This is a genomic window from Microbulbifer maximicatervae (SeqCode) (genome assembly GCF_052467385.1).
This window is the reverse complement of the sequence record NZ_CP174311.1, coordinates 4,022,425-4,045,943: the sequence shown is the minus strand read 5'-3', so window position 1 is coordinate 4,045,943 and position 23,519 is coordinate 4,022,425. Positions and strand designations below refer to the sequence as shown.

At 43.2% G+C, this 23,519-nt stretch carries 26 protein-coding genes; 23 read left to right on the top strand and 3 right to left on the bottom strand.

The window, feature by feature from the left end:
• Window positions 1-26 precede the first annotated feature (26 nt).
• The 20 genes from ACJJIR_RS17355 to ACJJIR_RS17260 are packed head-to-tail and all read left to right on the top strand — an operon-like array spanning window position 27 to window position 14,269.
• Window positions 27-791 (top strand): flagellar hook-basal body protein, encoded by a 765-nt coding sequence (locus ACJJIR_RS17355; protein ID WP_143729068.1) that lies wholly within the window; start codon window positions 27-29, stop codon window positions 789-791.
• An 8-nt stretch (window positions 792-799) separates the two neighbouring features.
• On the top strand, window positions 800-1,747 hold the full coding sequence (gene flgA / locus ACJJIR_RS17350; RefSeq protein ID WP_444906284.1) for a flagellar basal body P-ring formation chaperone FlgA: 948 nt from the start codon (window positions 800-802) through the stop codon (window positions 1,745-1,747).
• Window positions 1,744-2,412, top strand: a complete 669-nt coding sequence (locus tag ACJJIR_RS17345) for a flagellar basal body L-ring protein FlgH (protein WP_444906283.1) — start codon at window positions 1,744-1,746, stop codon at window positions 2,410-2,412. Before flgA ends, ACJJIR_RS17345 begins: the two co-directional genes overlap by 4 nt.
• Before the next feature lie 10 nt (window positions 2,413-2,422).
• Window positions 2,423-3,574: a flagellar basal body P-ring protein FlgI gene (locus ACJJIR_RS17340; protein WP_444906282.1), complete on the top strand. Its 1,152-nt coding sequence runs from the start codon at window positions 2,423-2,425 to the stop codon at window positions 3,572-3,574.
• Window positions 3,575-3,589: 15 nt separating this feature from the next.
• Window positions 3,590-3,964: a flagellar basal body rod protein FlgB gene (locus ACJJIR_RS17335; RefSeq protein WP_444906281.1), complete on the top strand. Its 375-nt coding sequence runs from the start codon at window positions 3,590-3,592 to the stop codon at window positions 3,962-3,964.
• A gap of 2 nt (window positions 3,965-3,966) precedes the next feature.
• Complete coding sequence (gene flgC / locus ACJJIR_RS17330) at window positions 3,967-4,365, top strand: flagellar basal body rod protein FlgC (protein WP_444906280.1); 399 nt, start codon at window positions 3,967-3,969, stop codon at window positions 4,363-4,365.
• Window positions 4,365-4,658: a flagellar hook-basal body complex protein FliE gene (fliE, locus tag ACJJIR_RS17325; protein ID WP_444906279.1), complete on the top strand. Its 294-nt coding sequence runs from the start codon at window positions 4,365-4,367 to the stop codon at window positions 4,656-4,658. The genes flgC and fliE overlap by 1 nt, the downstream gene beginning before the upstream one ends.
• Before the next feature lie 13 nt (window positions 4,659-4,671).
• A complete protein-coding gene (gene fliF, locus ACJJIR_RS17320) occupies window positions 4,672-6,096 on the top strand; it encodes a flagellar basal-body MS-ring/collar protein FliF (protein ID WP_444906278.1) in 1,425 nt (474 codons plus the stop codon).
• A complete protein-coding gene (locus ACJJIR_RS17315) occupies window positions 6,086-6,448 on the top strand; it encodes a hypothetical protein (protein WP_444906277.1) in 363 nt (120 codons plus the stop codon). Before fliF ends, ACJJIR_RS17315 begins: the two co-directional genes overlap by 11 nt.
• Entirely contained in the window at window positions 6,448-7,239 is a 792-nt protein-coding gene (locus ACJJIR_RS17310; protein ID WP_444906276.1) for a FliH/SctL family protein, read from the top strand. Before ACJJIR_RS17315 ends, ACJJIR_RS17310 begins: the two co-directional genes overlap by 1 nt.
• Before the next feature lie 3 nt (window positions 7,240-7,242).
• Window positions 7,243-8,574, top strand: coding sequence for a FliI/YscN family ATPase (locus ACJJIR_RS17305; RefSeq protein ID WP_444906275.1), 1,332 nt, complete (start codon window positions 7,243-7,245; stop codon window positions 8,572-8,574).
• Window positions 8,575-8,591: 17 nt separating this feature from the next.
• The gene (locus ACJJIR_RS17300) at window positions 8,592-9,068 is read left to right on the top strand and encodes a hypothetical protein (RefSeq protein WP_444906274.1); all 477 of its coding nucleotides are present in this window, start codon (window positions 8,592-8,594) and stop codon (window positions 9,066-9,068) included.
• Window position 9,069: 1 nt separating this feature from the next.
• Window positions 9,070-9,693, top strand: a complete 624-nt coding sequence (locus tag ACJJIR_RS17295; RefSeq protein WP_444906273.1) for a hypothetical protein — start codon at window positions 9,070-9,072, stop codon at window positions 9,691-9,693.
• A 2-nt stretch (window positions 9,694-9,695) separates the two neighbouring features.
• On the top strand, window positions 9,696-10,106 hold the full coding sequence (locus tag ACJJIR_RS17290; protein WP_371838315.1) for a flagellar hook capping FlgD N-terminal domain-containing protein: 411 nt from the start codon (window positions 9,696-9,698) through the stop codon (window positions 10,104-10,106).
• A gap of 5 nt (window positions 10,107-10,111) precedes the next feature.
• Window positions 10,112-11,293: a flagellar hook-basal body complex protein gene (locus ACJJIR_RS17285; protein ID WP_444906272.1), complete on the top strand. Its 1,182-nt coding sequence runs from the start codon at window positions 10,112-10,114 to the stop codon at window positions 11,291-11,293.
• A complete protein-coding gene (locus ACJJIR_RS17280) occupies window positions 11,294-12,049 on the top strand; it encodes a FliM/FliN family flagellar motor switch protein (protein WP_444906271.1) in 756 nt (251 codons plus the stop codon).
• 19 nt (window positions 12,050-12,068) lie between these two features.
• On the top strand, window positions 12,069-12,380 hold the full coding sequence (locus ACJJIR_RS17275; RefSeq protein WP_444906270.1) for a FliM/FliN family flagellar motor switch protein: 312 nt from the start codon (window positions 12,069-12,071) through the stop codon (window positions 12,378-12,380).
• The gene (locus ACJJIR_RS17270) at window positions 12,380-12,796 is read left to right on the top strand and encodes a hypothetical protein (RefSeq protein WP_444906269.1); all 417 of its coding nucleotides are present in this window, start codon (window positions 12,380-12,382) and stop codon (window positions 12,794-12,796) included. Before ACJJIR_RS17275 ends, ACJJIR_RS17270 begins: the two co-directional genes overlap by 1 nt.
• Window positions 12,786-13,547, top strand: coding sequence for a flagellar type III secretion system pore protein FliP (gene fliP / locus ACJJIR_RS17265; RefSeq protein WP_444906268.1), 762 nt, complete (start codon window positions 12,786-12,788; stop codon window positions 13,545-13,547). The genes ACJJIR_RS17270 and fliP overlap by 11 nt, the downstream gene beginning before the upstream one ends.
• 11 nt (window positions 13,548-13,558) lie before the next feature.
• Window positions 13,559-14,269: a sigma-70 family RNA polymerase sigma factor gene (locus tag ACJJIR_RS17260; RefSeq protein WP_444906267.1), complete on the top strand. Its 711-nt coding sequence runs from the start codon at window positions 13,559-13,561 to the stop codon at window positions 14,267-14,269.
• Between the two features lie 431 nt (window positions 14,270-14,700).
• On the opposite strand, the gene ACJJIR_RS17255 is transcribed toward ACJJIR_RS17260, so the two are convergent.
• From ACJJIR_RS17255 to argS, 3 genes are all read right to left on the bottom strand, one after another.
• Window positions 14,701-16,173: a nucleoside hydrolase gene (locus ACJJIR_RS17255; protein ID WP_444906266.1), complete on the bottom strand. Its 1,473-nt coding sequence runs from the start codon at window positions 16,171-16,173 to the stop codon at window positions 14,701-14,703.
• 181 nt (window positions 16,174-16,354) lie between these two features.
• Complete coding sequence (locus ACJJIR_RS17250; RefSeq protein ID WP_444906265.1) at window positions 16,355-17,242, bottom strand: dTDP-4-dehydrorhamnose reductase family protein; 888 nt, start codon at window positions 17,240-17,242, stop codon at window positions 16,355-16,357.
• Window positions 17,243-17,404: 162 nt separating this feature from the next.
• Window positions 17,405-19,141, bottom strand: a complete 1,737-nt coding sequence (argS, locus tag ACJJIR_RS17245) for an arginine--tRNA ligase (RefSeq protein ID WP_444906264.1) — start codon at window positions 19,139-19,141, stop codon at window positions 17,405-17,407.
• Between the two features lie 142 nt (window positions 19,142-19,283).
• Between argS and sbcB the strand changes: the two genes are divergently transcribed.
• From sbcB to ACJJIR_RS17230, 3 genes are all read left to right on the top strand, one after another.
• A complete protein-coding gene (gene sbcB, locus ACJJIR_RS17240) occupies window positions 19,284-20,738 on the top strand; it encodes an exodeoxyribonuclease I (RefSeq protein ID WP_444906263.1) in 1,455 nt (484 codons plus the stop codon).
• 111 nt (window positions 20,739-20,849) lie between these two features.
• Window positions 20,850-21,866, top strand: coding sequence for an aspartate carbamoyltransferase (locus ACJJIR_RS17235; protein WP_413664546.1), 1,017 nt, complete (start codon window positions 20,850-20,852; stop codon window positions 21,864-21,866).
• A gap of 195 nt (window positions 21,867-22,061) precedes the next feature.
• Window positions 22,062-23,468 (top strand): NfeD family protein, encoded by a 1,407-nt coding sequence (locus ACJJIR_RS17230; RefSeq protein WP_444906262.1) that lies wholly within the window; start codon window positions 22,062-22,064, stop codon window positions 23,466-23,468.
• The last annotated feature ends 51 nt before the right edge of the window (window positions 23,469-23,519 follow it).

The following is a 23,519-nucleotide window of genomic DNA, read 5'->3' as shown; positions in this document are numbered from 1 at the left end:
TTGATAAATAAAGCCTTGGAAAACCTATGATAGATGCACTATATATTGCCGCGACTGGGATGCGTGCAGAGGCAGCACAAATTGATGCTATATCAAATAATATGGCAAACTTGAATACACCGGCTTACAAGCGCCAGGGAGTCAATTTTGAGAGTTTGATATATCAAACCGAAAAAGTAGGCTCGGTAAATGGGCAGTTACAATCTCAAGGGATGGGGGCTGCGGCTAGCCAAATAACTAGATTTTATGAGCAGGGTGACCTCAAAGTATCTGATGATCAGATGGATATTGCTATATCCGGAAAGGGCTTTTTTGAGGTTGAATTACCTAGTGGATCACTCGCTTATACAAGAGTAGGAAACTTTAAATTGGATGATAACGGTTTTCTTGTAACAGAAAATGGCTATTTATTAGCTGACCGTATTCAAGTTTCACCAGATGCTATAGATATTAATATTTCTGAGTCCGGAGTTGTTTCAGCACGCTTATCTGATAATAGTGAAGAAACCCTTGGCCAAATATCTCTGGCAGGATTTATGGCCGAGCAAGATCTGGATGTTATTACTGGTGGTCTCTATGCTGCAAATGAAGATTCTGGATCAGCATACTATTCGGAGCCAGGCGAGGACGGTTTGGGTTTAGTTCGACAGGGATATATCGAAGCTTCAAATGTTGACCTTGTTGAAGAGATGCTAAGTTTAACTATGGCACAAAGGGCTTATGAGGGAAGTTCACAAGTTATTCGTGCAGCCGATGAAATTATGAAAATCAATAACTCGTTAAGAGTTTGAACATATAAATGAAGCAGTATAAATATGTAGTAATTATTTTTATGGCTGCTTCATTCGCTGTTGCAGAGGAAATAAAAATAAAACTGCATCCTATAATTAATCAAAAAAGTAAAGCAGTTTTATTAAGCGAAATTGGAGAAATAAGTTCTAAGTTAGAGGGAAATAAGGAAATACTAATTCCTGGTAATTTACAAAGAGATTGGACGGAAAGGGGATATTGGGTAGATAAATCTGATTTATCGAACCTAATTATGGCTCTATACCCTCAACATCATTTGAATATCTTTGGGCCAGACAAAATTAAAGTTAATTGTCCTTTGTTTAATCTGGATATGGATGTTGTTAATTTAAAAGTGAAGAAAGTTTTTCATGGCAAAGTTGAAGCGGGCAGTGAGCTATCAATAGTACCGTATGACAACATTCCCGAAGTCAACCTTTGTGCTGAGCCAGATCAGATAGTTATAAAGAGATTTACAAAGGGAAAAATAAAATCAAGAGAAGCAGTGAATGTATCACTAGAAACCAATGGTAGAGTTATTTACAACTTCCCCCTTTGGTTAAAAATAGCACACTACGATACAGTGCTACAAGCTGCCAGTTCCTATAGGAAAGGTACTTACTCGGATAGAATTATAGTAAAAGAAAAATACACTGATATAGCTAAATTAACGCACACTCCAATTGAAACCATACCACAAGGGATGCGCCTCAAGAATCATCTCAATACAAGTGAGGTAATAACAACTGATGACTTTGAATTTATACCATCGGTAGAAATGGGAAGCTCGGTAGTGATTTTATCAGTGGTTAAAAACATAACAATAGTTGCCAAGGGTAAGGCCAAATCTGATGGGGATTTAGGTGATTTGATATTAGTCCAGCTAGAGAACGGTGAAAATATGTTCGAAGGTAAGGTTGTAAGAAAAGACACGGTGCTTGTGCAGGGGGAAATGTGAAGAAAGCTGTAAAGGTACTCTTATCTATCATGTTCATTAATGTCTTAATGATAGATAGAGCATACTCTGAATCACTTTTTAGTGATGAAACATTTATCCCGCTAATAGCTGACTACCGTGCAGTAGCGATAGGAGATACCGTTACTATTGTAATTGTTGAAACTTCTCTTGCCCGTGCGAATGATGGAGGAAGTGGTTCCGCAGCGATTTCTGTTGGTGCTGCTGGGCACCTATCCACAACTACAAGAGAGGAAATAGGAGGGGGATCTCTAGATTTAAGTGTTGGGGGATCAAGCGACAGTAGCACAAATAGGGATGGTCTATTTAAGGCTGTAATTACTGCAGATGTAGCGGAGATAAGCCCGAGCGGCAACCTGTTCCTCCACGGAAAACAGCACTTATTAGTTAACGGGGAAGATCAATATATTTCAGTGACAGGTTGGGTTAGTCCCTATCATGTAGATGATAATAATACCGTACTTTCTAGCCGGCTAAGTCAGGCAAAGATCGTATATTCAGGGAAAGATCCGGATAGGATTAGTATTTGGAATAAAATAGCAAGTTTTATCTGTTGCCCAGGAGATGGGAATATTGATGATGATGTATACAGAATAGAAGAAATTGAAGCTGATACTAATATAGAAGATGAAGTTTTTGGTAAGTAGAGATATTCTTATGAGAAGTTTCAGGTGGAAACTTTCCAATTCATTTACGATATTGGCTATTGCTTTTTTTATTATGAGCGATGTCAATGCCACGGTACGACTTAAAGAGTTTGCTCGCGTTGAAGGTGTTAGAGATAATGCCTTAGTTGGCTATGGACTGGTGGCAGGTCTTGCAGGTACTGGCGATACGCGTCGTTCAGATGCTACGATACAATCGATAGCAAATATACTAGCTAGATTTAATGTAATAGTTGATGAACAAGAAATCAGCAGCCGTAATGTAGCAGCTGTTATTGTTACAGCAAACCTCCCTGCTTTTTACCAGCCTGGTGATAAAATTGATATTAATATTGCATCAGTTGGTGATGCGCGGAGTCTAATCGGGGGTACATTATTAATGACTCCACTAACGGCAGCCAATGGAGTTATATATGCTTTGGCACAAGGACCAATTTCCGTTGGAGGGTATTCATACGGATTAAATGGAAATGTTATTCAAAAAAACCACCCAACGGTAGGTGTAATTACAAATGGTGCAACAGTTGAGAAAGCTGTAAACACGAAGTTGTTAGAAGAAGGTCAGCTTAGTGTGGTTTTGTCCGAACCTGACTTTACAACTGCTGCTAGAGTTAAAAAAGCCATTAAAAGTACTTTCCCCTCGCTAAATATTACCACTGAGCATGCGGGTAAAATAATTGTTGATGTGCCCAACAATACTGATTTAATTGATTTGATAGCTGATTTAGAAAATATATCCATAACGCCGGACAGTATCGCTAAAATTATTATTAATGAGCGAACAGGTACCGTAGTTTCGGGAGGCTCCGTAAGAATTGATGCCGTTTCAATATCCCATGGTAACTTGGAACTAAGCATATCTACAGATTATGCTGTATCGCAACCAAATATATTTTCTATTGGCTTAAATAAGTCAAGTCTAACAGATGAAAATGGCCAAGGTATTTCTACTGTTGTTGTACCGGATACTAATATCAGTGTTAAGGAGCAATCACTTGCGTCAGTATCCCTGCCATCAGGAAGTACCGTAAATGATCTTGTTCGTGCTCTAAAGCAGATACACGTTAGCACAAGAGATATGATTGCTATCTTACAGGCAATAAAATCTGCTGGCGCATTGCATGCAAGACTCATAATTAAATAAATGAAGAATTACGATATGATCGAACTGATTGATAGCATCACTGGAAGTTTACTTAATAAGTCTCTTGATCGAACAACTGTTGAGAATCGTCTTATTGCAAATAACATTGCAAATATAGATACGGAGGGCTATAGGCCGCTTACTACGGAGTTTGGCCGGTCATATGAAAAAATAAGACAGGCCCTGAGTGAGAATGACTTTAGTGACTTGGAGAAAATTTCGTCTTCGTGGAAGCCCACTGAAGAAGTTAGCATTCACCCTACTTACCATAGCGTCAGCCTTGATCAAGAAATGGTTAAACTAGCCAATAACACTTTGCAATTCCAGTCGCTATCTGTCGCAAAAACAAAATTATCTGAAATATTAAAGACTGCAATTAAAGGAGGTTAAGAATGATAACTGATAGTTTTGCAATAAGTTTAGATGGCTTAGAGTATCAACGCCTAACGGTTGATACCGTGGCGATGAACATTGCTAATAGTACCAAGACATTTAGCAATACCATGGATGTTTATAAGCCTCGGGATGTGGTAGCCAGTACTAATGGTCAAATGGATGCAAATGGCATTGATGGAATAACTGTTTCCGAAAGAAATGTTGAACCCAAACGCATTTATGATCCTTCACATCCCTATGCTAATGAGGAAGGATATATCTTAAAGCCAGCAGTTGATAGTGTTGAGGAAATGGTTAGTTTAATGACGGCTGTGCGCGCATATCAAGCGAACATACAGGCCTTAGAAGCTTCCAAGAAGATCATTCAATGGACAATTGATATGAGTGCTAAATAATGAGTATTGATGCAATTAATCCAATTGGTGAGTTTAAAAAGATTGAGCTGCCATCAAATTCAGAGGTAAGAAATAATAGTTTATACCAAGCTGTTTCGTCAGAATTGCAGCATGTCAGTGAACAATATCGTGTTGCTGAAGAGCAGGCGTTAACGCTTACAGTAGGGAATCTGGATGATGTCCATCAGGTAATGTCAGCAATCAACAAGGCCAAGTTGAGCTTTGAACTGGTAACTCAGGTTCGAAATAAGTTACTTGAAGGTTATCAGGAAATTATGAAGATGCAGGTGTAGTGGAATAGTTGTTATGCACATAGATTTTAAATCACATCAAAAGAAAATATTCGCGGGCCTTTTTGTTTTGTCGAGTATTTTAGCTGTTGTGCTGTTCCTCTTGATTAAAACTGGCAGTGAAATATTGGTAAGCGACCTACAAAAAGGTGAGATTAGTAGTGTAACTAGAACATTAGTAGATAATAACGTCTCCTTTGAAATAGATGAACAAAATGGATCCGTTTTAGTCTCAAGTGAGCAAATCCCAGCTGCTCGAATGTTGTTAGCCGAAAATGGGCTGCTTGATATAGAAAATGTTGGTTTTGAAATTTTTGATGATGCTTCGTACGGCTTGACTGAGTTTTCCCAGAAAATTTATTATCAGAGAGCTCTCCAGGGAGAGATTGAAAAATCAATCAAAGCTTTAGATGTGGTTCGTAGTGTAAGAGTCCATCTTGTACTTCCAGATAATTCTCTTTTTAAGAGGAATCAGGAAGAAGCTAAAGCTTCTGTAGTTTTGACTGTTAAAAATCAATATGCTCTTAGACAGGATAAGATAGTTGGGATTCAAAATCTTGTCGCTGCTTCTGTGCCTAAGCTAATGCCAAGCAAAGTAACTATTATGGACTCTAAGGGAAACCTCCTGTCCAGTTCTGAGTTGCTTCTTGGTGATGCTCTAAAAAAAGTAGAATTTAAAAGAGAGCTCGAAGAATATTACACTGCAAAGGTAAACGAAATTCTTTTTAAAGTTGTTGATCAAAAGAATGCAGTTGTAAGTGTTGATTTAACTATAGATTATTCAAAGTCTGAAAGTACACAGCAAAATTCGCTTCCGCTTGTGAATTCTGATTCCGGAGTTTTGGTGAGCAATAAGGTTAGTAGGGAGTATAGAGAAGACAGCACATCAAAAAGGTCTAGTTCTAAAGGAAAGAGCAGCGAGAATGACATTCTATCCGAGAGTATTGAAAATAATTATCAATATTCCAGTGAGTTAGTAAAGAAGCAAGTTAGCCCAGGGCGGATCATAAGAAAAGGCGTCTCAATATTGTTAACAAGTGAGCTGGGTGAGGGACAATTACAGAAGCTACGAGATTTGGTTGCTAATGCTGTCGGTCTCAATGGAGAAACTGGAGATAAAATATCAATTGAGTTTATTTCTTTAGAGAAAACAATAAAATCTGATCTTGCGTCAAATGGAACCCAAGAGATGGTAGGTGAAAAATTAAAAGAGCCTGTAAAGGTTCTCTTGAGAGATTCTTCACTTCAAAAATACGATATTAATAAGTTTTCATCTATTAAAATATACGTGTATATTGCTATTTCTTTCTTTATTTTAATAATTTTGTTTTTTATTTTTGGTCGAGGAAGATTGAATTCAACTGAGCGTCTGGAAGTTTTAGATGATATGAGAATATGGCTCAACGAAAGCTCAAGTTCGAGACAAGCTGATGTTAAATAAACCTGCGAAGTTGGCTGCTGTCAGGTATAAATCATTATCCTTTTTGGATCGTATCTGGATACGCTCTAAGTTAAATAGTGATTGCAAGTTACTTTTAGATAATGCACTAAGAGACTTGAAGAAATCAGGGGTTAAATCACTGAAGTACAGTGAAGTGACCAACCTTATAGCTAACGAGAGCATATCTGAAGTTAATGATATAGATTACCAGCAAGATCGAGTTCTTCCGAAGTATGTTTCTTTAGTGGAAACTAGTGGGAAGCAGAAAATAGGTTTGAAGGGTAACGTCACACCATACGTATCTGATTTGATTAGCACCCGGTCGGTAGAATATATGACAGGTGAATTTTAATGTCTGATATAATTCGTCGACCTAAGATAGGTGGAACCCATAAGATAGAATTTTATACGCCCGATGCTAATCCTGTTGTAACGGAAGACACTGATGCAAAGGTTGAAAATATTCAGGCGCAATTTGAACATGAGAAAAAGCTAACAAAATCTCTTAAACAAGAAATTTTGACATTACAAGAGCTTATTAGTAGGCAAAACTCAGAGCTTGAAAATTTACGAAGCAACTTGCTTGACTTAGAGAAAACCTATGATTTAACAAAGAACGAATATGCAGAAGATATTGAATCCAAATTAAAGCAAGGTTATGCAGACGGTTGGAAACAAGCGGAGGATGAATACAAGCAGCATTTCACTAATGAGGCCGCTAAAAAATCAGAAGAGTTTGAGAAGAACTTGGAGCTGCTGGGCGAACTTTCCAAGTCCCAATGGTTAAAAGTCACAGAGAGCCTTTCATTACTTGCCCTAGAAGTTTCTTGCAAAATTTTAGGGGTTGAATATGCAAAACAAAGTGGTTTAAGAGCGTTTATATCAAATGTAATAGAGGCGCTACCTAATGAAAAAAAATTGACTATAAAAGCTTCACCACTTGATGTTGATAGAATTCGAAGTATACGTAGTGAAATAGAGCATACGCTTAATTGTGAGATTAGCCTCATCCCGGATGACGATCTGCGGTTGAGTGATCTGTTAATTGAATATGATGTTGGCGTTTTGGATGGTGGTCTTGAAAGGCAATTAATGGCAATTAGAGAGTCTCTGTCACAAGAATTTAATTGTGAGCAATCTTAATAAATGAATACTACGGCTAGTCTTGTAGAGCGTATTAAAACTACCAATACCATAGGTAAATTTGGCAAGTTAGTTAGTTTTCATGGAACATATGTATCTGCTACAGGTGTTGACGCTCGTATTGGCGACTTATGCTATATTTATAAAAAGAATAAGACTGAAAATATTCGGTCTGAAGTTGTCGGCTTTGATAAAGATAATATAATTCTTATGCCCTTCGATACAATGACAGGGTTAATGCCTGGGGACCGGGTAGAAAAAATAGATAATCATACAAAAAATATATATAGCGATCGACTGATTGGTAGAGTAATCGACGCATTAGGAGAACCTTTAGACTCCCTTGGTGATATCTCTTCAATTGGCAAAGGGGAATGGAAAACTCCTGGCCCAATTAACCCTTTTGAAAGGAAAAGAATTGACACAGTTGCTAATACAGGAATCCCGATAATTGATGGATTACTTACTCTGGGTAAAGGGCAAAGGGTGGGTATATTTTCTGGAAGTGGCGTAGGAAAAACAACTTTAATTAATCAGTTGCTTAGTGCTAGTGATACCGAAGTAAATGTAATTGCATTAATTGGCGAACGAGGTCGCGAAGTAACAGAGTTTATAGAGTGTATTCTGGGAAAGGAAGGTCTGTCAAAGTCCGTAGTAATCGTCGCTTCAGCCGAACAGCCACCTTTGTGTCGTGTATATGCGGCGCACACTGCAGCCAAAATTGCAGAGTATTTTAGTTATCAAGGAAAGGATGTCTTGCTGACCATTGACTCAATAACGAGATTAGCAATGGCCCAAAGAGAAATTGGTTTAGCCAGGGGGGAGCCGCCTTCCGTTAAAGGCTATACGCCTTCCTGTTATTCTATATTACCAAACCTCATTGAAAAATCTGGCGCCTTTAAGACTAGAGGCACTATCACCGCCTATTATACGGTGTTAGTTGAAGGTGATGATATGAGTGATCCTGTAGCCGACTATATGCGAGGGATTCTAGACGGCCATATAGTTTTAGACCGAGATATAGCCGCTCAAGGCAAATACCCTGCAGTCAATATACAGGAAAGTGTTAGCAGAGCTAAGGGGGCGCTAATCAATGATGCTGAAAAGTCAATCCTCATGCTGATATATAAATATCATTCATTATTCCATGAATCTAAGTCAATGATAGATATAGGAGCATACAAGGAAGGTGAAAATGTTGAATTGGATAAAGCTATATATATTGAAGGGAGAATTAATGATTTATTTTATACCGGTAAGTCGTTAGATAGAAATACTGTACTGGATGAGCTGCGTGATATTATAAGTTCTGCTAACCAAAAGATGTCGAATTGATTTTATATAGATAAAATATGATATCTAAGCTAAGAAAAATGGATTGTAAAATCCAAGCGCTTATCACTTATAAGCAGAAGTTAAGTAATGATAAAGATGAACTGGCTAGCGTTATTTTTGAAATGAAAAGGCAGCTTGATGATTTTAATTTTCAGAAGGCTAGAGCCTTAACAAGATTGCACGATACTGAAGAGTATATTGACTGTAAATATCAATCTAAAATGCTTGATTTTAACCTTATCAGCACTCAAGAATACTATTTGGAAAGTGAAAGCCGAAATATAGATGAGCTTAAGGGTAAAATTGATGATATTGAAAGTTCTATCGCAGAAATAAATAGTGAATATATATCTGTTCAAGTTAGAATTAACGAAATTGATATAAAGATTGTTTGCTTAAATAAAAAGCGTGCTCGTTACTATGCCATATATGAAGATTTGTATTTTAGTGACCTTTATTTAATGAGCACAATAAATAAGACAGGATCATGCTAAAATGAACTCAACGAGCATAAAAGAATTCTCGTCTGTAACTACTCCGAAGGGAAGCGCTGAACTTGATAATGGAGAAAAAAATCTAAGGATTAAAGAGTGGGAAAAAGCCCTTATAAATGCGTCTGATTCACGCTCAAACTTTAAAGAAGTTCAAACTAAAGTTCTACCGAGTGAGCTTAGACGAGGCGAAATCTTCAGTTCAAATGAAGTGATATCTAAGACTCTCAGGAACTCTAATGAAATTCATAGGCATATTGCGATAGGGAACTATCAGGCAGTAGGTCAAAATGTGCACGATCAGCTGAGGAGTATCGAAAGCCCTGTAGATAAATTGAAATCTGGACCCTCGAGTTTTAATGCTCAAGTGACTGCTATAAATACGCAGGGTTACTATAAATCTGTAATGACGGAGAAAAATTTGACTCGTGCGATAGCAAATAGTTTACCAGAGAAAACTAAAATACAGCTTGTGACTGGAAGCGGTGGGGTTGAAATACGTATTCGTGATTATCATGGAAATGTAGATGAAATAAAACATGCAGTGTTTCAGTCATCAAAGAAATTGAAGTTGATGATAAACAGGTTGGTTATTAATGGTTCTGTTGTTAAAGGATTGGAGTATTAAACATGTCTATTGATGCTGTTGGCAGAGTTGCAGGGGAGCAACCCTTAAATGAGCAGAGTACCGTTAATTTAGATGAATTTATGCGCATCTTTATTACCCAGCTTAACTATCAGGACCCGTTGGACCCTGTTGATAACCGTGAATTCCTCACGCAGTTAGCTGAATTCTCAAATCTTGAAATTGCCAAGTCGTCGCAAGACAATATTTCAGATTTACTAGAAGTCAGCGCGGTCAGTCAATCTTTAGGTCTACTTGGTAAAACTGTGGAAGTAAATGGTAGTAGCGGCGCAATTATTGGGAGTGTCTCTTCAATTAGATTTTCTGATGGTTTACCCTTGCTTACCCTGACTACTTCAACTAATGAAGTTATAGCAGATTTATCTCCTGCTGAAGTTCGAATTATTAGGGAGTAATGTGTATGTCGTTACTAAGTGTTGTAGGTAATAGTTTATCTGGATTTAAAGCATTTACCAGAAAGTTAGATAACCTGAGTCATAATGTTGCCAACATGAATTCTCCCGGTTTTAAAAAGCAAGACAGTTTTTTTAGGGAGTTGAATGATAATGGACTTGGTGATGGTGTACGATTTTCCGGTACAAAGACCCATTTCACTCAGGGAGATGTTTTTAGCACAGGTCAAAATACCGATTTGGCTATAGAAGGCGATGGATTTTTTATTATAGAAAATGAAGGTGATTTTCTATATACACGTGCAGGACAATTTACATTTGTTGATGACCTTCTTGTCGATACTACTACTGGTGGGGCAATACTGGGGTTGTCCGAAACTGGTGAATTGCAAGAAATTAGTACTTCGGAGTGGCAGTCATCTACTTTTTCACCCACTACAGAAGTAAGCTTATCAGGAAATTTAAGTTCGCTTTCTGCGGCTGATACTGAATTCCCACTTAGTAGTGACCCGCCTATTACGGTCGATGTTTATGACTCTGTTGGAACATTACACTCGCTAACTATCAAATATAGAAAAGAGGCTTCTGGTGATTGGACAGCAGAAGTTCATGATAGTAATAACAATTTAGTGGGTAGTGGTCTGCTAGGGTTCACTTCTGCCGGGTCGCCGATTGCAGGGGCTAATGAGCTTTTGGTACAATTGCAGCTATCAGATAACCTCACTCATGACATTACATTTAAAATTGGCGAACCAGGGGAATTTGATGGTCTAACAAGTTTTCCATCTCAAACTGCCAATTTATCTGCGCTGAGTGTAGATGGGCGAGGGGAAGGAGTCTTGCAAAGTACAGAATTTAATTCGGACGGAAGTTTAGTTCTAACCTACACCAATGGTGTAGTTGAGGAACCGTTTACAATTGCACTTGCTAATTTTGTAGACCTTAGCTCCCTTGAGGTTTTATCAAATAGCCTTTTTAAGGCTGAAAACTCACCGGATGTAATAGCAACTGCAGATGAGCCTATTGTTGGGAGTATTAGGTCATCTTCATTAGAGCGCTCTAATGTAGATGTTACAGATGAATTTTCTGAAATTATAATCATCCAGCGTGGTTATCAAGCCTGTTCGCAAGTCCTTACTGTTTCTAATCAAATGATTGAAGAATTATATAATAGCTCAAAGGGTGGATAAATGAATTCTAGCAATTTCTATGTTTTTTCTCAGATGGAAGAGAAAGAACTTTCTGAGACGCTGAATTCAGCCATTTTAAGCCATTCTGAAAAGTGGTTTGGACATAGCTCTATTGAGTATGTAGTAAAAAATGCATTTGAGCTTGAAATTTCAAATAGTTATAATTCGAATTACGTTTCAGATGATTTTTTTATCTGTTTTCCTGGTGAGAATAAATTAACTTTGCTCAAAGAAATCGTTAAAGCACCAGTCGTTAAGGAGGATGTAGAGCACGCTATAAGCTCAAGGGTATTACATGATTTTTTATCTGACTTTTCCTCTAATTTTCCTGGGGTTCAAGAGGTAAATACGTTAGAGGAAAAATTGCCTAAAAATTTACATAGTTATGGCTCAGGATGGGTCGCAGTCGATATTGTTCTCCATGAAGAATTTTTATTTAGGTGCTACTTAGCTGAAAATGTAGTTAAGAAATTAATAGGGAATCCGCGGGAATTTTTTTCTAATAATTCAAGTTTTGGTAGCTTTTCATCCTTATTTAAAGGGTGCGCATTGGAGTTTTCTGCCGGTATCGGTATGGTTCGATTGGGCTTGCAACAGCTTAAAGATTTGGAAGTTGGAGATGTCGTTAAAACTGATGTGAAGATTAACGAGGAAGTAAATTTAATTTCAAGTAACAATCAGTTGTACATACGGGGCTATATTTGTAAGAGAAATTCTTATAGGTCTGTATTGGTTAGTGGTTTGAGTGAAGCCTAGAAGGTTAGGGGGTTGTTTTATGTCTGAGAGTCGTGAAGTAGATATGTTAGAGTTGTCTGAGTTTAATGAGAGTGATGGAGGTAAGTTGTTTGACAGGATAAACCCAAAATTTCTTAAAGGGATAGAGGTTGAAATAAAGGTTGAATTTGGTCATACGAGTATCGCTTTAGAGGAGTTAACTTCACTTTCTATAGGGAATATTGTCAAGTTGGACGCTCCTTCCGAGCAATATATAAATCTTAAAGTCGGGGATGAAGTTTTTGCGAAGGGGCTGCTAGTTGTAGTTGATGGTTGTTATGGAGTAAAGATTGAAGAGGTCTTTAGAGTTTGATGTCTCGTAATTTACGTCAACTTATATTATGTTTTCTTCTGATGTTTCTGTCGCTTGGTGTTTCCTCAAATGAAAAAACTAGCTTCAGTTCTGGACAGATTGTAAATTCTCAAGATTCAGTTTTCTTTAAGGAGGATTTTTCATACGTAGATTTATTGCCTAATAATTATTTTTTCACTATTTTTTTGTTGGCTGGGTTTTTTGTGTTTTTGAAAATTTACGATAATAAGAGGCGGCAAATCTCATCGGGCTCAAAAAATATAAGATTAATTGAGAAAACTGTTCTTGATAATAAACTAGTGGCTTACCTTCTGGTTGTAGATGGTAATAAAGCACTACTAATACAGCAGCCAAGCGGAGTGGATATAGCGTTACTGTCTGGGCAGGATGTTTTGGAAGTTGATCGTGCTGCGTAAATTTTCTGTTTTTGCAATACTTATTCTTTGCTTTTTATCTCTTGAGGCTTTCGCTCAATCTGAGACAATAAATTTCGCTGATGATAAAATTCAGTTCTCAGTTAATGCAGGGGGAGAAGAGGGAGACCTGGCTGCACCATTACAAATATTATTGCTGCTAACTCTACTAAGTGTGGCTCCAGCAATTCTAATCATGTTGACAGCATTTACGCGAATAGTCATTGTATTGTCAATGTTAAGGCAAGCACTTGCTATGCCTAGCACTCCGCCTAATAGTGTTTTAATTAGTTTTGCTCTAATTTTAACTATCTACGTAATGCTGCCGGTTTTTGAGAAAATTAACGATGTCGCTATCGATCCTTATTTAAAGAAGCAAATTTCTTTAAATTCTGCTGTTGATTTGGCTAAATCCCCAATTAAAGATTTTATGATAAGCCAAACCCGTGAAAAAGATATAGTGCTTATTTCAGAGTTGTCCGATAGCGATATACCTCATGAACCCCAAGAGCTAGATCTGTCTATTTTAGTGCCGGCTTTTTTACTTAGTGAACTCCAGTCTGCATTTATTATTGGGTTTGTTATATTCCTTCCTTTTTTAATGATTGACTTAATTGTAGCCAGCGTTTTAATGTCGATGGGTATGATCATGTTACCCCCAACTACTATTTCCCTTCCTATAAAAATTCTTGTATTTGTATTAATTGAGGGCTGGTCACTTTTAGCATATTCATTGGTTGGTAGTTTTACATAGTATGCTTTTCAATGTCTATTGAGGACAATGTATTAACTGAAATGTGGGACGCCCTTAGTCGTCCCGGCATGAGTAATGCTCGCACTTGGCTTTATGAGTACTATAAGGACTATGGCTATTATATTGCTAAACGTATATATGCTCGCAGAAAATTTACAGGTGTAGATGTTAATGATTTATATCAATTGGCTGATGTTGGGCTGATTGAAGCGATAGATAGATATGATAGAACAAAGAAAGTAAATTTTAAGACATATGCAGCGTTTCGTATTCGAGGTAGTATTGCAAATGGCCTTGAAAATTATTCAGAAAGGGCGAGCTATTATGCCGGCCTTACTGCAAGAAAACAAATACAACAAGAGGTAAATTTTTCAGATGAGAGTTTTGAAAGTAATCTATTTCAAACATTAATATCTATAACTTTGAATTTGGGTTATTCATATGTGCTTGACGCATATGATTACGTTGAAGAGATTACTAATAACGAATCTCCGTATTCATCCCCAGAGTATAGTTCTTTTTTGTCAGAAATCTTGAATAAAGTAGGGAAAATGTCGAATGTTCATCAAGATGTTATTCGGATGCGATATTTTGAGGAGGCTAGTTTTTCTGAAATTGGTAGAGCTTTAAACCTTAGTAAGACTAGATCAGCTCAGCTCCATAGCGAAGCTATACAATTATTACGGAAGTCAATCAACAGCAGGTTTGATTTTGAGTGTTAGTTAACATGGAATATGGTTTAGTTTGATGTGGGTATCAAATATGTCTATATTATAGATGCAGATATAGTCATAGACTTCATTTTTGAAGTGTTATCGTATTATAGCTTTCAAGTGCCTTCTTAAAACCATAATTTTCGATTATTAATAAAGAGTCATTTAATTTAGTTCTCTATTCTGTTGCCCAATGTTATGGGTAATCCAATTATTTGTTTGTCGATAAAGGGATTTCAGCTTTCTAGATGATTCGTTTGGGAGATGTATTTTTAGTTGGCTGCAATTATCATTCTACATAAATTATTTTATGTTCTTTCAATCGGTGTAAGTGTGTAAGTGTGCTCAACCTCTCATTTATTTGGGAGCCTATTTAAGTATCTGCGTAGACTACAAATACATAAAAGGCTCCTCTGCATCAGACGTGGTAACGTTTATTATTACTTAACACGGCATCTAGGCGCCTTCCGCGCAGCATTAAAGCGGTCACGCAAGCGCTCAATCATCGCTGAGCGCGCAGCATCGTGGTTTATACCCATAACCACATTTACTGCCAAGCCCTCACCGGTCTCAGCAAAAGTAGTCTTCCCTACTGTTGGGTCAAAGGTAATCGGATCATAAGGTGTTGTGCTATCGGCTAGGCCTGCATCTAGTTGATCGACGGTGATATAGCCGGGCACTAATTCCATTTCCAAGGTTTCAGGCTCCAGTAGTACCAGCGCAGCAATAATATCCCACAGGCGAATAACGGCATCCATGGCGAAGTCACCATTACCTTGGAAATCCCCACCCTCAAATTCACGAATGGAACTGAGGAGTTGGGAGGTGTAGCAGGCTTCCGGAGTTGCGCGGCGCTCTGCGAGGGCTTCGATGGTGCTGCCTTGTACTTTGGCCATATCGGTTGAGTTGGTCGGAACCAGGTAGGTTTCAATACTATTTTCACTCAGGGCGTCGAAGGTCCATTGTGCGCTCAGTGGGTCGAGCAGAATATTGAACTCTTGATGGGTACTGAAGTCGCTGTCACAGCCGAAGCTGGGGTGGGAGAAAATATTGCCGCCCAGATTTCTAGATTTATCGCCAAAGCAGGCTGCTTCGTGATTCTCTGTAAACGGCTCATAATTCTCAAAGCCACCACCCATCATAATAACGCGGTCAATTTTAGCCAGCTGTTCTTCGCTGGCTTTGCCAAGTACCCGGGCCAGGGTGGTGAGTTTACCGGTGTTGAAAACTATTGGGCGTTGCTCCAGGTTATCCATCGTTTCCAGGATAATGTCTTCGGCCAGCTCAAAATTGAAGGAGACACCATTGTTACCTTGGTAGCGGTAGTGCTCCTGTTTGGCGCGCGGGATTAGGTGGTCAGTTCCATATAAGGTGGAGCCGTTGTCACGCCAGGGGCCGGGTACATACTGGCCGTAGAGATTGATACCCATGGCGTTGCGGCGCTCCAGGTTCCAGGTACCGGTGGAGAAATCGGAGGAGTTGGGTAGTTGATAGTCTTCTCTGCCGAGAACGGCCTTATCGTCATTTACCGGAGATACTGAAGCTTTGCCGTTTGCGCCGTAGGCGACTTCCTCTGTGGCAAAGTAGGCTCCGCGAATAACCTGGGTATCGTTATTTCCCAGCCATTCGAGGATGTTGTAAACAGTGTTGGCCCCGTGCGCTACGGTATTGAAAGAGTCCTCAACGACAGCCAGCTCCAGGGTATAGCGTGGGTCTTTGGCGATTAGCATCAGTGCTACGGCATCATCAAAGTTATTGAAGTCGCCAATCCAGATAATGGGTTGGGCGTTTTCAGTCTTGATGGCCTGGTGTGGTTTCTTGCTGTGAGGTCCGCTATCCGCGTTGCAAGAAGCCAATGTAGTTAGGCTGCCCAGTACCAGAGCTCCTGCAGAGAACCAGTGTTTTAATTTCATTTATCCTTCCCTAAATATTCGAGTGGTTTTACTCGGCAATCCAATAGCTCTTCCCTGATCTACTCGATTGCCACCTTGTAGCACCATTTGTTGTATGAGTTAACGGTATTACACAGGTGTGAGCCGGAACATGGCCGGCAGCGATACTTCCCTGTAGCGCTTTGTCTGAAAGCTATTTAAATCAGCCTTCAATAAATGGCTTTAAATTTCGTAATAGCTGTTGCTCCAGGGGTTCGCTACTGTTAATCCCCATATCTGTCAGTTTTGATTTATCCAACTGGCAATTGTAAGGGCGTGTCACTGTGAAATTGGGTTCACTATCAGCGCTCAGGTGTGCAGTATTCAGGTTACAAGCCTTGGCGATAATGTGTGCGAGCTCGTAGCGTGTGCAGGCCGTATCGCCACTCCACTGGTAAATGCCTTCAAAATTGATGCCACTACGGATTTTTAGCAGGCATTGCTCCAATACTTCAGCCACTTCCTCAACACTGGTGGGAAAACGAATAGCCCAGTGATCCAACGTGACTGGCTTTTGCTCGCGCAAAGTATCCAGTAGGGCGGTGATACCGGATTCCTCCAGATAGGCAACGGGCCCGAATAACCAGGGCAACCTCAATACCCAGTGGTTTCCGTTATTCAGTACGGCCTCTTCCCCTGCCAATTTACTGCGGCCATAGAAGTTAACCGGGTTGGGATTGTCATCAGCTTTGTAGGGCGGAGTGCTGCCATCAAAAACATAGTCGGTGCTGATATACACTAATTGTGTATCATTTTCGTTACAGTATTTCGCCAGGAATTCCGTGCTGCTGACATTGAGCTGCCAGGCGGTGTCGGGGCTGTCGGCGCAGCGCTCAGGCCAGCGCTCGGCGGCGCAGTGAATGACAATATCGGGATTAACCTGTTGCAGGCAGGTCTTCACCGCTTCGCTATCGGACAAGTCCAGGCGAATTAAATTTTCTCCCGCGCGGGAAAAGGCGGTTCCGGTAACAGAAAAAATCGGATTGCTGGAAAGCTGTTTAAATACACTGCGCCCCAATAGGCCGGAGGCGCCGGTAATCAGTATTTTCACGGGTGATTTCCTTTTGTCAGGCTGGCGGGAAACGTGTGGCCTGAGTGGGATAAAAGATGGCGCAGGATGGTTGGGTAGGCCACAACTGAAGGCGGCCTACCCGGATGCTGCCCGGTTTGCCTATCTGAAAAGTTACAGAAGGTGATACCGGGCTGAAGCAATTTACATCTGCTCCATCACTTCAATGCCAAGCAGATCGAGGCCAGTAGCGATAGTGCTGGCCACTAGATTACATAATTGCAGGCGGCTGTGCTTCTGCTGTTCACTTACGCCTTCTTTCAATACTGGGCAGGCTTCGTAGAAGCTCATATAGGCGCTGGCCAGTTCGTACAAGTAGGTGCAGAGTACGTGCGGGAAGGTATCTTTGGCTACCTGGTCCAGTACTTCGCCAAATTGGCTTAGTTTAATTGCCAGGGCGCGTTCCTGTGGGCTTTCCAGTTGGATATCGCCCTTGAGCTCGCTCGGCTCAATACCGGCTTTACGGAAAATACTGCGTACGCGGGTGTAAGCATACTGTAGGTAGGGGGCGGTATTGCCCTCAAAGCTCAGCATGGATTCCCAGCTGAAGATATAATCGTTAGTGCGGGTCTTGCTTAGGTCCGCATATTTCACCGCACCGATGCCCACCTTGCGCGCAATTTCTGCACAGGTTTTTTCATCCAGCTCCGGGTTTTTCTCAGCCACCAGTTTCTCTGCACGCTCTACTGCTTCATCCAGGAGGGCTGCCAGTTTTACGGTGCCGCCGGTGCGGGTCTTAAATGGTTTACCGTCGTCGCCCATCATGGTGCCAAAAGCGCAATGCTCAAGAGAAACCGACTCCGGCAGGAAGCTCGCTTTGCGTGAGGCGACAAAGGCCTGTTGTAGGTGCAGGGATTGGCGAGCATCAACAACATATAGGATACGGTCGGCACTGAGTTGGTTGGCGCGGTAGCGGATAGCGGCCAAGTCGGTGGTGGCATACAGATAGCCGCCGCCTTTCTTCTGGATAATCATCGGGCTGGGGTTGCCTTCCTTATCGGCCATCTCTTCCAGGAAAACAACAATCGCGCCCTGGTCTTCAACGGCGATTCCATTATCCAGCAGCTCTTTTACCAGCACCGGCAGATCATCGTTGTACTGGCTTTCAGCGTAAACGTCTTCCTGCTTGAGGGTGACATTCAGCTTGGAGTAGATTTCTTCACAGTGGCTGATAGAGATATCAATAAATTGCTTCCACAGTTTCAGGCACTGCTCATCTCCGCCTTGCAGTTTTACAACGTATTCACGGGCGCGATCGGCAAAGCCTTCTTCATCATCAAAGCGAACCTTGGCTTCGCGGTAGAAGACTTCCAGGTCGGCCAGTGCCACTTCTGCATCACTGTCTGCCAGTTTGTCGGAAAGGTGTGCCAGCAACATGCCGAATTGGGTGCCCCAGTCGCCCATATGATTTTGGCGAACTACTTTGTGCCCCTGGAACTCCAACAGTCGTGCCAGGGCATCACCGATAATGGTGGTGCGCAGGTGGCCTACGTGCATTTCTTTGGCCAGGTTGGGATGGGAATAGTCGATGACTACGGTCTTGGGCTCTTCAACCGAGGCGATATTCAGGCGCTTGTCGCCTTGGGCGGCCAATAGCTGCTGGCTCAGCCACTGTTCGCTCAAGTGAATATTCAAGAAACCGGGGCCTGCGATTTCGACCTTTTCGATCATAGCGCCCTTATCCAGCTGCTCAAGGATCTTGCCAGCCAGCTCACGCGGGTTGGTGCCCATACGCTTGGCAGCGCCCATAGCGCCATTGGCCTGGTAGTCGCCAAATCCGGCTTTCTTCGCAGGTGCCACAATCGGGCCGCATTCTTCGGGGATACCGGCGGCGAGCATGGCGGCCTGGAATTTGTCGGTGAGGAGCTGGCGAATATTCATAGAGTGAAGTGCTGTCTTAAATTCGTGGAAACGCCGAATTTTAATGGGCGGTGGCGGCTTTGCAACCAGCGTTGGCAAAGGAGTTGGTCCGGAGTGCTCGAAATCTCGACTTGGGTGTCCAGACGAGGAGGTTCTCGGTGGTATGATGCCGCCAAATTATGGAGGTACCGTGAGTTCTACCACACTTTATTGGCACGATTATGAAACCTGGGGTACAGACCCGGGTGCCGACAAGCCGGCGCAGTTTGCCGGTATCAGGACCGACGAAGAACTGAATATCGTCGGCGAGCCATTGATGATTTACTGCCGCCCTTCAGTGGACTGCCTGCCGCAGCCGATGGCGAGCCTGGTGACTGGCATTAGCCCGCAGAAAGCCCTGGCCAATGGAGTGCCGGAAATAGAGTTTATCCAGCGCATCCTCGCCGAACTGGGTGCGCCGGGCACCTGTGGGGTGGGCTACAACAGTTTGCGTTTTGATGACGAGGTAACTCGCTACACCCTTTATCGCAATCTGCTCGATCCCTATGAACGGGAATGGCGCTCCGGCAACAGCCGTTGGGACATTATTGACATGGTGCGCCTCACCTACGCCCTGCGCCCAGAGGGAATCCAGTGGCCCACCCGTGAGGACGGTGCGCCGTCCTTCCGCCTGGAAGAATTGACCGCTGCCAATGGGATCTCCCATGAGGGCGCCCACGATGCGCTGTCGGATGTGCACGCCACCATTGATATGGCGAGGCTGATCCGCAAACAGCAACCAAAGCTGTACGACTATGTGTTCCGCCTGCGCCGCAAGCAGGAGGCCGCCAAGATGATCGATATGCCCGAGCGCCGTCCGCTATTGCATATTTCCGGCAAGGTCTCTGCTAATCATGGTCACTTGACCTATGTGATGCCCTTGGCCAGTCACCCGGTTAACCGCAATGCGGTTATTGTTGCCAACCTGGCGATGGACCCCGAGCCATTACTCAGCCTGGATGCAGACACTCTGCGAGAGCGCCTGTACACCTCTCGCGACAAGCTGGGTGAGGGCGAGTTGCCGGTAGGGCTGAAACTGGTGCATTTGAACAAGTGCCCGGTATTGGCGCCTGCAAATATGCTGGATGACAAGCGTGCCGCTGAGCTGGGTATCGATCGCACAACCTGTGAGGCGAACTGGCAGAAGCTCAAAGATATCGATTTGACAGAAAAGCTGCACAACGTATTCCTGGATCGGGAATTCCCTGAGAGAGATGTGGAAGCGGACCTTTACGGTGGATTCCTCAGCGACTCTGACCGCGATATCTGCCGTGAACTGCACCGTGGACTGGCGACCCGAGGTCCGGAAGCTTTGGCGGGTGAAGTGCCTTTCACCGATAAGCGCTTACCCGAGCTGCTATTCCGTATGCGGGCGCGCAATTTCCCCGAGACCCTGTCTGAGGAAGAGCACCAGCGCTGGCAGATCTGGTGTTTCCAGCGCTTAACTGACGCTACTGCCGGGGCCTCAATCACCCTGGAAGATTATTTCCGCCAGCTGTCTGAGCTGCGGGTGCAGAACCCGGAGCGCATCTCCCTGATCACAGAGCTGGAGAACTGGGGCGATAGCTTACTCGCCTAATGTGTCGAATCACGTCAGCGGCCGTTCTTCCACTGGGCTCTTTCCTGGTGCCCGAGTAGAATGCCGCTCGCGAATACCCGGCGCCCAAAAGGCGCAACCACTGGAGTAACCATGGACTTTATCGGAGCCAATATTCTGTCGGTCAGCCAATTTGAGCGCGCCGACATAGAGCGCGTATTTGATGTAGCTGACGCCATGACCCCCTATGCACAGCGTGAAAAGGTAACGCGTGTATTGGAAGGGGCGATTCTCGGCAATATGTTTATGGAGCCGAGCACTCGTACTCGCCTGAGTTTTGGAGCCGCCTTTAATCTGTTGGGCGGTACTGTACGTGAAACGGTAGGAATTACTGCCAGCGCTATGGCAAAGGGCGAATCCCTTTACGACACCGCCCGAGTGCTATCGGGCTATAGCGACGTGATTTGTATGCGCCACCCAAAAGAAGGGTCGGTGGCTGAGTTTGCTGAAGCGAGTCGTGTGCCGGTGGTCAACGGCGGTGACGGCGCCAATGAGCACCCCACCCAGGCACTGTTGGATCTCTACACCATTCGCAAGGAGCTGGCCGCGCACGGTCGCACCCTGGATGATTTTCGTATCGCCATGATCGGCGACCTCAAGCACGGCCGCACGGTGCACTCCCTGTGCAAACTGCTGTGTTTGTTTGGCAAGGTGCAGATTACCCTGGTTTCTCCACCGGAACTGGCCATGCCGGAAATGATTGTGGAGATGCTGCGCGGGGCCGGGCACGAGGTGACGGTTACTGATCAGCTGGAATCCTCTATCTCCCATGTGGATATTGTTTACTCCACCCGTATCCAGGAAGAGCGTTTCGCCTCTCAGGAAGAGGCCAACCGCTACCGTGGGCGCTTCCGCCTGAATAAGGCTATTTTTACCCGCCACGCAGAGCCTAACACGGTAATTATGCACCCCCTGCCACGGGATTCACGGGCAGAGGCGAATGAACTGGATACCGACCTGAATGAACATCCGAGCCTGGCGATTTTCCGCCAGACCGACAATGGCTTGCTGGTGCGTATGGCTCTGTTTGCTATGTTGCTGGGTGTTGAGAATCAGGTAGATAAATATTCCCGCGATGTGAACTGGTATAGCCGACGCAATCGGGTATAAAACTACTCAACTGGGCGTAAATCCCGGTGGAAATAAACAAGGCCCCGGCTAATTCTGTTAATCTGATGGAATTAGCCGGGGTTTTTTGTTTCCGGTTTAGGGTGTCGTGAATGCTAAAGTGATTTTGCTTTTTCGCTGTGGCACTCAATATCCAAATATTGGCGTTGAGCCAGATGTCGCATCAGGGATGGATGCATGTCGAAGCAGATTTCGCCCATTTTGTTCTTTCGCAGCCTGGTTTTCCTGGCGCTGCTGCTCAGCCTTTTTGTGTACAAAAGTGCCGCCCAGGAAGAGCCCTTTCCCCATGTAGCCATACTCAAAATTGATGGGGCCATAGGTCCCGCGACGACTGATTATTTCAAGCGGGCTACGCAGGAGGCTGTGGACCAGGGCGCAGAGTTGGTGATTCTGCATCTGGATACCCCTGGGGGGTTGGATGCGGCTTCGCGGGATATCATCCAACATATCCTTGCGTCTCCTATCCCTATTGCCACCTACGTTTACCCCTCCGGCGCGCGCGCTGCCAGTGCGGGAACTTATATTCTCTATGCCAGCCAGATCGCCGCTATGGCTCCTGCTACCACCTTGGGAGCGGCTACGCCAGTGCAGATTGGCGGACCTCAGGGCACACCTATGCCGGGAGGAAAGCAGGAGGAAGAGAAAAAAGAAAAGGCGGAAGACGGAGAGGATGAAGAAAAAGAAAAACCGCTTGCGGGAACGGCCATGGAGCGCAAAGTCGTTAATGACTCTGTCGCGTTTATCCGAGGGTTGGCACAGCGCCATGGGCGCAATGCAGACTGGGCGGAAAAAGCTGTACGCGAAGCAGCGACCCTGACAGCTCCGGAAGCGTTAAAAATGAATGTTATCGATATTGTTGCGGATAATGATGACGATTTATTGCGCCAGGTTGCCGGTCGAAAAGTATTACTCGATACCGGTGATTATACGATTCCGGAAAATATTGCCGAGTTGCAAAGTGAAAGTTACGAGCCGGATTGGCGCAATGAATTACTGGCCCTGATTACCAATCCTCAAGTGGCCTATATTTTGTTATTGGTGGGTATTTATGGGCTTATTTTTGAGGGTTATAGCCCCGGTGCTTTTGTTCCCGGGATTGTTGGTGTTATCTGCCTGCTTCTGGCATTTTATGCCTTGCAAGTTTTACCGATTAATTACGCTGGTCTTGCATTAATTATTGTTGGCGCATTGCTGATTGTGGCAGAGGTTTTCATGCCGAGTTTTGGTGCCCTGGGGATCGGCGGAATTGTTGCATTGGTGATTGGCTCTGTAATGCTTATTGATAGTGATGTGCCGGGAATGCAGGTTTCCAAACAGCTGATTGGGGCTATTGCCGGTGTAAGTGGTGTTTTTTTATTGATGTTGTTGACCGCTGTTGGACGCAGTTTACGCCAGCCGAAAGTCCCGGCAGACCAGGCTTTTGTGGGTCGCTCTGCGGTGGTAAGCGAAGTTAAGGACGCAGAGATCTTGGTGCATCTCGATGGAGAGATTTGGCAGGCGACCTGTAACCAGCCTCTGAAGGTGGGTCAGAAAGTTAGAGTAGTGGCCCAACACGGCATGGTTTTACGGGTAGAGGTGGAATAGGTAGGGCAATCAATTGAGCTAATGACAGCGCTCAACAGTTAAGGTGGGATT